At 53.4% G+C, this 12,049-nt stretch carries 12 protein-coding genes; 8 read left to right on the top strand and 4 right to left on the bottom strand.

All coding sequences use genetic code 11. The features are described from left to right. Nucleotides 1–36: 36 nt before the first annotated feature. The 5 genes from csgA (at nucleotide 37) to OGY62_RS13010 (ending at nucleotide 3,419) form a co-directional block, all read left to right on the top strand. A complete protein-coding gene (csgA, locus tag OGY62_RS12990; RefSeq protein WP_024130450.1) occupies nucleotides 37–492 on the top strand; it encodes a curli major subunit CsgA in 456 nt (151 codons plus the stop codon). A gap of 60 nt (nucleotides 493–552) precedes the next feature. Next, nucleotides 553–885: a curli assembly chaperone CsgC gene (gene csgC / locus OGY62_RS12995; protein ID WP_024130449.1), complete on the top strand. Its 333-nt coding sequence runs from the start codon at nucleotides 553–555 to the stop codon at nucleotides 883–885. A gap of 156 nt (nucleotides 886–1,041) precedes the next feature. Beyond that, a complete protein-coding gene (locus tag OGY62_RS13000; protein ID WP_047457582.1) occupies nucleotides 1,042–1,365 on the top strand; it encodes a YmdA family protein in 324 nt (107 codons plus the stop codon). Between the two features lie 97 nt (nucleotides 1,366–1,462). Beyond that, nucleotides 1,463–1,996, top strand: coding sequence for an O-acetyl-ADP-ribose deacetylase (gene ymdB / locus OGY62_RS13005; protein WP_047457580.1), 534 nt, complete (start codon nucleotides 1,463–1,465; stop codon nucleotides 1,994–1,996). Next, the gene (locus tag OGY62_RS13010) at nucleotides 1,989–3,419 is read left to right on the top strand and encodes a phospholipase D family protein (RefSeq protein WP_286449642.1); all 1,431 of its coding nucleotides are present in this window, start codon (nucleotides 1,989–1,991) and stop codon (nucleotides 3,417–3,419) included. Before ymdB ends, OGY62_RS13010 begins: the two co-directional genes overlap by 8 nt. A gap of 18 nt (nucleotides 3,420–3,437) precedes the next feature. On the opposite strand, the gene mdoC is transcribed toward OGY62_RS13010, so the two are convergent. Continuing rightward, nucleotides 3,438–4,598: a glucans biosynthesis protein MdoC gene (mdoC, locus tag OGY62_RS13015; RefSeq protein ID WP_012132882.1), complete on the bottom strand. Its 1,161-nt coding sequence runs from the start codon at nucleotides 4,596–4,598 to the stop codon at nucleotides 3,438–3,440. A gap of 271 nt (nucleotides 4,599–4,869) precedes the next feature. Between mdoC and mdoG the strand changes: the two genes are divergently transcribed. The 3 genes from mdoG (at nucleotide 4,870) to OGY62_RS13030 (ending at nucleotide 9,278) form a co-directional block, all read left to right on the top strand. Then, nucleotides 4,870–6,405 carry a glucans biosynthesis protein MdoG gene (mdoG, locus tag OGY62_RS13020; protein WP_077956924.1) on the top strand — a complete coding sequence of 512 codons (1,536 nt, stop codon included), beginning with the start codon at nucleotides 4,870–4,872 and terminating at the stop codon, nucleotides 6,403–6,405. Further along, the gene (gene mdoH, locus OGY62_RS13025; RefSeq protein WP_200075399.1) at nucleotides 6,398–8,926 is read left to right on the top strand and encodes a glucans biosynthesis glucosyltransferase MdoH; all 2,529 of its coding nucleotides are present in this window, start codon (nucleotides 6,398–6,400) and stop codon (nucleotides 8,924–8,926) included. The genes mdoG and mdoH overlap by 8 nt, the downstream gene beginning before the upstream one ends. A gap of 124 nt (nucleotides 8,927–9,050) precedes the next feature. Continuing rightward, nucleotides 9,051–9,278 (top strand): YceK/YidQ family lipoprotein, encoded by a 228-nt coding sequence (locus OGY62_RS13030; protein WP_286460062.1) that lies wholly within the window; start codon nucleotides 9,051–9,053, stop codon nucleotides 9,276–9,278. Here the strand turns inward: OGY62_RS13030 and OGY62_RS13035 are convergent, their stop codons facing one another. The 3 genes from OGY62_RS13035 to OGY62_RS13045 form a co-directional block, all read right to left on the bottom strand. Further along, nucleotides 9,279–9,653 carry a MysB family protein gene (locus OGY62_RS13035; RefSeq protein ID WP_012132878.1) on the bottom strand — a complete coding sequence of 125 codons (375 nt, stop codon included), beginning with the start codon at nucleotides 9,651–9,653 and terminating at the stop codon, nucleotides 9,279–9,281. A gap of 81 nt (nucleotides 9,654–9,734) precedes the next feature. Next, nucleotides 9,735–10,955 carry a multidrug efflux MFS transporter MdtG gene (mdtG, locus tag OGY62_RS13040; protein ID WP_286451616.1) on the bottom strand — a complete coding sequence of 407 codons (1,221 nt, stop codon included), beginning with the start codon at nucleotides 10,953–10,955 and terminating at the stop codon, nucleotides 9,735–9,737. Between the two features lie 164 nt (nucleotides 10,956–11,119). Next, the gene (locus OGY62_RS13045) at nucleotides 11,120–12,040 is read right to left on the bottom strand and encodes a Kdo(2)-lipid IV(A) acyltransferase (protein ID WP_047457570.1); all 921 of its coding nucleotides are present in this window, start codon (nucleotides 12,038–12,040) and stop codon (nucleotides 11,120–11,122) included. Nucleotides 12,041–12,049: the final 9 nt, after the last annotated feature.

Raw genomic sequence — 12,049 nt, forward strand, 5'->3', positions numbered from 1 at the left:
ATGACGACTTTTAAATCAATCCGATGGGGGTTTACCATGAAACTTTTAAAAGTGGCAGCATTCGCAGCAATCGTAGTTTCTGGCAGTGCTCTGGCAGGTGTTGTTCCGCAGTGGGGCGGTGGCGGCGGTCATAATAATGGCGGTAATAATTCCGGCCCTGAATCTACCCTGAGTATTTTCCAGTACGGTAGCGCAAACTCTGCTCTTGCTCTGCAAAGCGATGCTCGTAAATCAGATCTGTCCATCAAACAATATGGTCATGGTAACGGCGCAGACGTAGGCCAGGGCGCTGACAACAGCGGCATTGACCTGACCCAGAATGGGTACAGAAACAGCGCGACTATCGATCAGTGGAATGCCAAAAACTCTGATATCGTTGTGAGCCAGTTTGGTGGCCGCAACGGCGCGCTGGTTAACCAGACTGCGTCCGACTCCCAGGTATCGGTTACTCAGGTCGGCTTCGGCAACAACGCCACGGCTAACCAGTACTGATTCAGGTCGGGTACTCATAATAAACAGGGCGAAAGCCCTGTTTTTTTTCGTGAGGATATGATGAATACGCTATTACTCCTTGCCGCGCTCTCCAGCCAGATTACATTTAATACCACGCAACAAGGTGAAATTTACACCATTGTCCCCCAGGTTACGCTCAGTAAACCCTGCGTGTGCGAAGTCCAAATTTTTGCCGTTCGTGATGGGAAAGGAGGGCAAAGCCGTACACAGCAGAAAACAACCCTTTCTTTGCCCGCTAATCAACCCATTGATTTAACGAAACTCAGTTTAAATATTTCCCCGGAGGACTCGGTAAAAATTATCGTTACCGTTTCCGACGGGCAGTCGTTGCATTTGTCGCAGCAATGGCCATCTCCTGAGAAATCATCTTAATCATTTGATTTATTTGGTGATTGTTTGTGGCAGGGGATGGATTACTGTTCTATGAATTATAGAGAGGCAACAACGTCGTTTCCGTTCACCGCGAGCGTCGCAGTGGAAGGAAAACTCCGATCCTTCAAGTATGATTGATCATTGAGGAGCTATTGTATGTTTGCGTTGTGTTCGAAAAATATCCTCGGAGCAGGCCTTGGCGTCTGCATTCTCTTTTCTTCCTCTGTTACAGCTCAACAAATCACTACCGGCGGCGTTATTCATTTTCGTGGTCAGATTGTCGAACCTCCCTGTGAGGTCAGTGCCCGGCAGCAAAATATTGACATGACATGCGTGAATAATGGCCAGATGAAAACTAACCGTTTTACCCTGCAACAGGTTACAACCGCCCCGCAAAGCCTTCGACAAATTGCATCTGTGAGAGTCAACTATCTCGATCCGCAACAACGTCTGGCAATTATGAGTATTGAATACCAATAAACGCATCTGTCAGAGATAAAATCGTTCGATTAAAAAACGCGATTTCATTGAAAGCCCTGCTGTACACTTAGGCTATAGGCTAAGGTAAGGGGGATCTATGAAATCGCGTATTCATGTACAACATGGCGACATAACCCAACTCACGGTAGATGTGATTGTTAATGCCGCCAACGCTTCATTACTGGGGGGCGGTGGCGTTGACGGCGCGATTCATCGTGCAGCGGGTCCGGCGCTACTGGAAGCCTGCAAAAAAGTCAGGCAGCAGCAGGGCGAGTGCCCGGCAGGACACGCGGTCATCACTCTGGCAGGCAATCTGCCGGCGAAAGCGGTGATCCATACGGTGGGGCCCGTCTGGCGTGGCGGCGATCACAACGAATCCCAGCTCCTGGAAGATGCCTATTTCAACAGTTTGCAACTGGTGCTGGCCAATGGCTACCGGTCTGTCGCGTTTCCGGCGATCAGCACCGGCGCTTACGGCTACCCACGCCCCGCCGCCGCAGAGATAGCGGTCAATACGGTCGCGGATTTTCTTGCCCGCCACGCGCTACCTGAGCAGGTATACTTTGTCTGTTATGATGAAGAAACTGCCCGACTTTACGAGCGATTACTGACCCAACAAGGTGATGAGTGAGTTGACCCGACTTGAGCGCGCTGTTACCCCGCTGTGTGAACGTCATCCCGGCGAATGCGGCATTCTCGCCCTGGATGACAGCCTGGATGCCTTTGCCGCACGCTATCGATTAACGGAAATGGCTGAGCGCACCCTGGATGTGCAGTATTACATCTGGGAGGACGACATGTCCGGGCGCCTGCTGTTTTCGATATTATTGGCGGCGGCAAAGCGCGGCGTTCATGTTCGCCTGCTGCTGGATGATAACAACACGCCGGGGCTTGATGATACGCTGCAACTGCTGGATAGCCACCCCAATATCGAAGTGCGCCTGTTTAATCCTTTCTCTTTTCGTATGCTGCGCGCGCTGGGGTATTTAACCGACTTTGCCCGGCTTAATCGGCGTATGCATAATAAAAGCTATACGGCAGATGGCGCAGTCACCATTGTCGGCGGGCGGAATATTGGCGATGCCTATTTTGGCGTAGGTGAAGAGCCGCTGTTTTCCGATCTCGACGTGATGGCGATTGGCCCTGTCGTAAAAGACGTGGCGGATGATTTTGAACGTTACTGGCACTGCAAATCGGTTTCAACGCTGCAAAAAGTGTTGTCGCTGTCTGAGCAGGAAATCACCCGACGCATTGACTTACCGGATTCCTGGTACAACGACGACATTACGCGCCGCTATTTGCATAAGCTGAAAACCAGCCACTTTATGTCCCATCTTGATCGCGGCGCTTTACCGCTGATATGGGCGAAAACCCGTTTGCTCAGCGACGATCCTTTAAAAGGCGAGGGGAAAGCGCAGCGTCATTCGCTTCTGCCGCAACGCCTGTTCGATGTGATGGGGTCGCCAACGGAACGTATCGACATTATTTCCGCCTATTTTGTCCCCACCCGGGCGGGCGTCGCGCAACTGCTGCAACTGGTGAGAAAAGGGGTCAGGATCGCGATTCTTACCAATTCACTGGCGGCGAACGATGTGGCGGTCGTCCATGCGGGCTATGCGCGGTGGCGTAAAAAACTTCTGCGCTACGGCATTGAGCTCTATGAGCTTAAACCCACTAACGGGCATGCGGCTGAACTTCACGATCGTGGTTTAACCGGTAACTCAGGCTCCAGCCTGCATGCGAAGACCTTCAGCATTGACGGGAATAAGGTTTTTATCGGTTCGCTCAATTTCGATCCCCGATCGACGTTACTCAATACCGAAATGGGGTTTGTGATTGAAAGCGAAACGCTGGCAACGCTGATTCATAACCGTTTTATGCAGAGCCAGCGTGATGACGCCTGGCAACTGCGGCTGGATCGTTGGGGAAGAATTAACTGGGTTGATCGCCACCTGCGTGACGAGGTGGTACTGAAAAAAGAACCCGCCACAGGATTCTGGAAGCGGGTTCTGGTGCGACTGGCGTCTGTCTTGCCCGTCGAATGGCTGCTTTAACGTCCTTCAGCGGGCAGCTTAACTGGCGACAGCCTTGCTGTTATCACGTTTAACCGCGGGTTTGCCCGAAAATAAAAATTTCAGTACGGGAACCCGTAAATGCAGTTCATACAGGACCAGCGCAATACCGATAACAAAGACCAGCCCGCATAAAAAACCCAGCAGATTCGACGTAATATGCGGCGTAATATACGCGCCGAAAAACAGCGTTAGTGGATGATGCACCAGATAGATGAAAAGCGATGCATTCACAAAATAGGTGACGCGAGCGGACTGGAAATTAAGTAAACGGTGGCCCAGCGAAAAGACCACGTTAACCATCCACAATCCCATCAGCATGGTAATGACGTATTCTGTTTCATACATCCAGGCATCGCCGCTGCCATAACGCTGGTTCAGCAGGTAGGCAACGAAGGCGAGCGCCGCAGCCAGCGTGCATCCGCGTGACGGTACGGTAAACAGCGCTTTCAGCGCCGGGTTGATGAATGCCAGCGCGCCCAGGATAAAGAAAGGGAGATAAAACAGCGTTTGCATGACGACGAAATTGAACATGCCATCGCTAAGAATAGAGGGATAAATGATAAAAATGGCGCGTCTCAGCGCGGCGTAACCGACGCCAAGGATAAAGAAGATAAGCGTCAATTTGGTCATCGAAACGGCGGCGAATAACGGCTTCGTTGTGCGTTCCGCGCTTTTTTTGATTTGGCTGAATGCCCACATGCTCAGGGTTGTTAATACAACAAGCACTAATAAAAACCACAGATGAGAAATTAATTCCCAGGCCAGCGTATTGTATTTCTCATACAAAGAAAGCGTGTGCCAGTTCTCGGTTTTTCCTTTGACAAATTGCAGCATGATAAATTGCGGCAAGGTGAGTAAAGGAATGGCCGTCAGCATAGGAATACCTACGCGTTCAACACGCACTTTCCACCAGCGTTTTAATGGATAACGCAGGAATAACATGTACGAAAAATAACCGGAAATAACAAAAAAGACCTGCATGCGAAATGCGTGGACAAAATCGTTAAACAGGGTCAGCCACCATGAGGGCTCTGCGCTGTTGATATGCCAGGTATGGCTTGAATAGATCAACGAGATATGAAAGGGGATCCCCAACAACATCAGCCAGGCGCGGATGGAGTCAAGAAAATATTCACGCTGTGGAGGTACTGGATTCATAGATAGATACATATTCTCAGACTTTTCGTCTTATCCCTGGGACGAATAATGTTTACATTCGGGGGCAACCCTACACGAAGTCCAACAACCTGTCTCCAGGATAAGCACGCAAAGTGAAAACAGGAGCAAAACCTGCTTAATCCATGAGCCAGCGCGCTGAACAAAGCCGGGATTCAGTTGTCGGATTGCCTGATTATCCATTAAAATGGATCGGATCGATATAAGCACACAAAGGGGGAAGTGCTTACTTATTATGAAACATAAACGACAAATGATGAAAATGCGTTGGTTGGGCGCGGCGGTAATGTTAACGCTGTACACATCGTCGAGTTGGGCGTTCACCATCGATGATGTTGCAAAACAAGCTCAATCCTTAGCCGGTAAAGGCTATGAGGCGCCGAAAAGTAACTTGCCCTCCGTTTTCCGCGACATGAAATATGCGGACTATCAGCAGATCCAGTTTAACCGTGATAAAGCGTACTGGAGCAATATCAAGACCCCATTCAAACTCGAGTTCTACCACCAGGGTATGTACTTCGACACACCGGTCAGGATCAACGAAGTTACCGCGACGACGGTAAAAAGAATCAAATACAACCCGGACTATTTCAATTTTGGCGATGTTCAGCATGATAAAGACACCGTCAAAGACCTCGGCTTCGCCGGGTTCAAAGTGCTGTACCCGATCAACAGCAAAGACAAAAACGATGAAATCGTCAGCATGCTCGGTGCCAGCTATTTCCGCGTCATTGGCGCAGGCCAGGTCTATGGTCTTTCCGCGCGTGGTCTGGCGATTGATACCGCGCTGCCTTCCGGTGAGGAATTTCCCCGCTTTCGCGAGTTCTGGATTGAGCGTCCAAAACCGACTGACAAACGTTTGACCATCTATGCGTTGCTCGATTCCCCGCGTGCGACCGGGGCATACCGCTTCGTCATCATCCCTGGGCGTGACACCGTGGTGGACGTTCAGTCGAAAGTCTACCTGCGTGATAAAGTCGGTAAACTGGGCGTTGCGCCGTTAACCAGCATGTTCCTGTTTGGGCCGAACCAGCCGTCTCCGGCAACCAACTATCGCCCGGAATTGCACGACTCTAACGGGTTGTCTATCCATGCGGGCAACGGTGAATGGATCTGGCGCCCGCTGAATAACCCGAAACATCTTGCGGTGAGCAGCTATGCGATGGAAAACCCGCAAGGGTTCGGCTTGCTGCAACGCGGCCGCCAGTTCTCGCGCTTTGAAGATTTAGACGATCGTTACGACCTGCGCCCAAGCGCCTGGATCACGCCGAAAGGCGAGTGGGGCAAAGGGAAAATCGAACTGGTGGAAATTCCGACCAACGATGAAACTAACGATAACATCGTGGCCTACTGGACGCCGGATCAACTGCCTGAAGCAGGCAAAGAGATGAACTTCAAGTACACCATGACGTTTACCCGCGATGAAGAGAAACTTCATGCGCCGGAGAATGCCTGGGTTCAGCAGACGCGTCGCTCTACGGGCGATGTCAAACAGTCTAACCTGATTCGCCAGCCTGACGGCACCATCGCCTTCGTCGTGGATTTTGTCGGCACAGATATGAAAAAGCTGCCGCAGGATACCCCTGTCACGGCGCAAACCAGTATTGGCGATAACGGTGAAATCGTTGAGAACTCAGTGCGTTATAACCCGGTGACGAAAGGCTGGCGTTTGACGCTGCGCGTAAAAGTGAAAGACGCGAAGAAAACCACTGAAATGCGTGCTGCGTTGGTGAATGCCGATCAGCCGTTGAGTGAAACCTGGAGCTACCAGTTACCTGCCAATGAATAAGACAACTGAGTATATTGACGCAATGCCGCTTTCAGACAGTGAGAAAGCGGCGCTGCCGAAAACGGACATCCGCGCCGTCCATGAGGCGCTGGATGTTGAGCATCGAGCTTACTCGCGAGAAGACGATTCACCGCAGGGATCTGTTAAAGCGCGCCTTGAGCAGGCTTGGCCGGATTCGCTGGCCGAAGGGCAACTGATTAAGGATGATGAGGGACGCGATCAGTTGCAGGCAATGCCGAAAGCGACGCGTTCTTCTATGTTCCCCGATCCCTGGCGCACCAACCCGCTGGGTCGTTTCTGGGATCGCTTGCGCGGCCGGGACGTGACGCCGCGTTATCTCTCCCGCCTGACGAAAGAAGAGCAGGAGAACGAGCAAAAATGGCGTACCGTCGGGACAATCCGCCGCTACATCCTGTTGCTGCTGACGCTGGCGCAGACGGTGGTTGCGACCTGGTATATGAAGACCATTCTTCCTTATCAGGGCTGGGCGCTCATTAATCCTGCCGACATGATCGGGCAGGATCTGTGGGTCTCCTTTATGCAACTGCTGCCGTATGTGCTGCAAACCGGCATCCTGATCCTGTTCGCCGTGCTGTTCTGCTGGGTGTCTGCGGGGTTCTGGACCGCGCTTATGGGCTTCCTGCAACTGCTGATTGGCCGCGATAAATACAGTATTTCGGCGTCAACGGTGGGAAATGAGCCGCTGAATCCAGAGCACCGTACCGCGTTGATTATGCCTATCTGCAACGAGGACGTTGACCGCGTGTTCGCGGGGCTACGCGCTACGTGGGAATCGGTTAAAGCCACCGGCAACGCAGCACATTTCGACGTCTATATCCTGAGCGATAGCTACAACCCCGATATCTGCGTGGCGGAACAAAAAGCGTGGATGGAGCTGATTGCTGAAGTGCAGGGCGAAGGACAGATTTTCTATCGCCGTCGCCGCCGTCGTGTGAAGCGCAAAAGCGGCAATATCGATGACTTCTGCCGTCGCTGGGGCAACCAGTACAGCTACATGGTGGTGCTGGACGCTGACTCGGTGATGACCGGCGAGTGTCTGAGCGGCCTGGTACGTCTGATGGAAGCGAACCCGAATGCCGGGATCATCCAGTCGTCGCCGAAAGCGTCCGGTATGGATACGCTGTATGCGCGTTGCCAGCAGTTTGCTACCCGCGTGTACGGCCCGCTGTTTACCGCCGGGCTGCACTTCTGGCAGCTAGGCGAATCGCATTACTGGGGCCACAACGCGATTATTCGCGTGAAGCCATTCATCGAACACTGTGCGCTTGCGCCGCTGCCGGGCGAAGGATCGTTCGCGGGTTCCATCCTCTCGCATGACTTCGTGGAAGCGGCGTTAATGCGTCGTGCAGGGTGGGGCGTCTGGATTGCCTACGACCTGCCGGGTTCGTATGAAGAACTGCCGCCGAACCTGCTGGATGAACTTAAGCGTGACCGCCGCTGGTGTCATGGCAACCTGATGAACTTCCGCCTGTTCCTGGTGAAAGGAATGCACCCGGTTCACCGTGCGGTGTTCCTGACGGGGGTTATGTCTTACCTGTCGGCACCGCTGTGGTTCATGTTCCTGGCGCTTTCCACCGCCTTGCAGGTGGTTCATGCGTTGACCGAACCACAATACTTCCTGCAACCGCGCCAGCTGTTCCCGGTCTGGCCGCAGTGGCGCCCCGAGCTGGCGATTGCGCTGTTTGCATCCACGATGGTGCTGCTGTTCCTGCCGAAGCTGCTGAGTATTATGCTCATCTGGTGTAAGGGCACAAAAGAGTATGGCGGATTTGTGCGCGTAACGCTGTCGCTGCTGCTGGAAGTGCTGTTCTCTGTGCTGCTGGCGCCGGTACGCATGTTGTTCCACACGGTGTTTGTGGTGAGCGCATTCCTCGGCTGGGAAGTGGTCTGGAATTCACCGCAGCGTGACGATGACTCTACCCCGTGGGGTGAAGCCTTCATGCGTCACGGTTCCCAGCTGCTGCTCGGCCTGGTATGGGCGGTTGGCATGGCCTGGCTGGATTTACGTTTCCTGTTCTGGCTGGCGCCGATTGTTTTCTCGCTGATCCTGTCGCCGTTTGTGTCCGTGGTTTCCAGCCGTTCAACGGTGGGCTTGCGCACCAAACGCTGGAAACTGTTCCTCATCCCGGAAGAGTATTCCCCGCCGCAGGTGCTGGTGGATACTGACAAGTACCTGGCGATGAACCGCAATCGCACGCTGGATGACGGCTTTATGCACGCGGTGTTTAACCCGTCGTTTAACGCGCTGGCTACGGCGATGGCTACGGCCCGTCACCGCGCCAGTAAGGTGCTGGAGATTGCGCGCGACCGCCATGTGGAGCAGGCGCTGAATGAAACGCCGGAAAAACTGAATCGCGACCGCCGTCTGGTGTTGTTGAGCGATCCGGTGACGATGGCGCGTTTACACTATCGCGTCTGGAATTCACCGGAAAGATACTCATCGTGGGTTAACTACTATCAGGGTATCAATCTGAACCCACTGGCGTTGCGGAAGAAGTAAGCCGTAGCGGCCTGATAAACGTGGCGTTTATCGGGCCGACAAATATGCGCTGACAATTATCTGAAAATACCGGCCTGCTGCCGGTATTTTTTTATACTGAACAAAACGACGAATGAGGTATCCGGTGCGAATAATCGTGGTTGGCATAATGGCGCTACTTCTGAGCGGGTGCGGCAGCATCATTAGCAGGACGATCCCCGGACAAGGGCACGGCAATCAATACTATCCCGGCGTGCAGTGGGATGTCCGGGATTCCGCGTGGCGCTATGTCACGGTTCTCGATCTGCCGTTTTCACTGGTTTTTGATACGCTGCTGCTGCCGCTGGATATACACCACGGCCCTTATGAGTAGTTAACGCTCATCCCACTCATCCGCCGCAGTCTGGCCTTCTTCGGTATCCAGAGGCGGCTCGAGCTGAAATTCACCGTCATCCCACTCATGCAGAGTGTTCTCTTCCAGCCACTCCTGACGAATCTCTATCTCATCATAATCGCCGTCAAAGACGCTTTGCGCCGCTTCGCCACTCAGCATTGGCAGACATTCGCCTTCTTCGCCCTCATCGGCAAAAAACTCGGCTTGCCACATGATGTCGCCATCCTGTAGCACGTATTTCTGGATATTGAGTTGTTGAACATTGGCTTCATCTTGTTCGAGTTCCGGGTTGTCAGCCAGAAACTCTTCACGGGCTGCATCAATGGCTTCTTCCAGCGTGGCGTACATAGTCATCACTGTCTCCCTTTGATTTGATGAGGTATTCAGGGAAAGAATAGCTGATTCTCCGGTTTTGCAAGTATGAAAGCGCAAAAATCATTTTGCCGCGAGGGTCTCTCTGCGCCGCCGCAGGCTGTTCCACGAATAAATTGCGTTGAACAACACGACGCCTGCGGTGACGCAAAACACGGCGCGAAAACCGTAGCTGGCAGAAATAGCCGCCCCCATTAACGGGCCTGTGACGTTGCCAATATCGCGAAATGACTGGTTGTAACTGAAGATGCGCCCGGCGATCTGATTGCTGGCGTTATAGACCAGCAGAGTCTGTACGGCAGGGAGCAGGGCGCCGTCCGCCGCGCCAAGTAAAAAGCGCAGCACGCCAAGCTGCCAGGGCGTTTGTACGAATGACATCGGGATCAGCAGCAGGACAGAGATAATCAGGGCGGTAATCAGGATCTTTTCGGGGCCAATGCGATCGCCCAGTTTGCCGAGCCGGGGCGCGCTGAGCAACGCCGCCACGCCGGGCACCGAGGCGATCATTCCGCTGATAAATGCGATATTGCTGACGTTACCGGCTAGCTCTCGCACATATAACGTCAGAATAGGCGCGATCGATCCGGTTGCAACCTGAATGATCAGCGTGGTGACGAACAGACTCAAAACCAGCTTTGGGTTTTTTAGTGAGCCAACGACCTCCCGGACGTGCAACATCTCCTTTTTGCTGACAGGCTGAAAACGCTCGCGAATAAAAAAGAGCGTCAGTAAGAAACAGACCAACAGCACGCTGGCGGTGATGAAAAAGACAGGGCGTAATCCGTACTGGTCGGCAAGCAATCCGCCCGCCAGAGGGCCGAGCAACGCGCCGCTGACGCCGCCAGTAGAAAGCGTTCCTAACGCCCAGCCGCTCTTATTACGCGGCACCTGAGTGGCGATAAGCGCATTTGCGTTTGGCACAAATCCGCCGAGCAGACCTAACAATGCGCGCAGGAGCAGAAACTGCCAGATGTTCTGCGCCAGCCCCATCAGCAGCATAACTATCGCCATGCCGAGGGCTGAACGCAGCAGCATGATCTTTCGCCCTTTGCGATCGGCCAGCCCGCCCCAAAAAGGCGAGGCAATAGCGGAAAACAGGAAGGTGATACTGAAAACCAGCCCCGACCACATATTCAGCGCGCTGTGGCCCGTTACGCCGAGCTGCTCAACGTAGAGGGGTAAAAATGGCATCACCAGGCTAAACGCCGCGCCGGTCAAAAAACAGCCCAGCCAGGCTACGGTGAGATTGCGTTTCCAGTTTATGGGGACATCAGAGGGTGACATAGCGATCCGCAGTGTGATGCGCTGTTTGCGCTATCATCAGAATAAAAATAAGGCAATACTCTCTTATTATGCGCCTGCCTGCTGAGGGCGGCAATGTGAGTAGCTTTTAAAGCTAAAAGAGGCGATTGAGAAGGTGCAACCGTCGCCCGGCTGCACCTGATGAATCAGTAACGGGAAGGCATACCTTCAGGACGCGTTTTGAAACGGCGGTGCAACCACATGTATTGCTCGGGCGCCATCATGATGCATTTCTCTACGATCGTGTTCATCCAGGCTGCGGTGGTTTCGGCGTCATCCAGCGGTGGTGAGCATTCCGGCGGCAGGAGAATCAGCTCATAGCCTTTGCCATCGGGTTTACGACGCGGAACAAACGGCACCAGACAGGCGTTGGACATTCGGGAGAGCATCCAGGTTCCTGACGTGGTGGCGGCCTGTTCCACGGCAAACAGCGGGACAAACACGCTGGCGCGCGGGCCATAGTCATGATCCGGCGCATACCAGACCACTTCACCTTTTTTCAGCGCTTTGATCATGCCTTTCAGGTCTTTGCGATCGAGCATCGATTTGTTGGAGCGCATACGTCCCCAGGTTTGTAGCCAGTCGAGCAACGGATTGTCATTCGGACGATAAACGCCAATGCCAGGCTGTTGCAAACCAAACTGGCGCGCGCCCAGCTCCAGCGTCAGAAAGTGCAGGCCAACCAGCAGAATCCCTCGCTCCCGGGCCTGAACGTCGCGGATATGCTCAACGCCGCTGACATCTGTCCAGCGTGAAATACGGCGGTCGGACCAGAACCAGGCCATGCCGGTTTCCATCACGCCCATCCCGACAGACTCGAAGTTCTTCACCACCATCTGGTGGCGTTCTTGCTCGCTCATCTGCGGAAAGCACAATTCAAGATTACGATAGGCGATGCGGGCGCGGCGCTTCATAAAACGCAACGCCAGACGTCCCATTGCACAACCCAGTTTGTAAATCACCGGGTAGGGCAATTGCACGACCAACCAAAGAGCACCAATACCCAGCCAGGTTAACCAATAACGTGGATGCAGTAGCGCAACGGAGAACTTAGGTAAATTCGTCATCTCTATCCT

The organism is Citrobacter sp. CK198, assembly GCF_030333295.1.
Classification (GTDB): domain Bacteria; phylum Pseudomonadota; class Gammaproteobacteria; order Enterobacterales; family Enterobacteriaceae; genus Citrobacter_B; species Citrobacter_B koseri.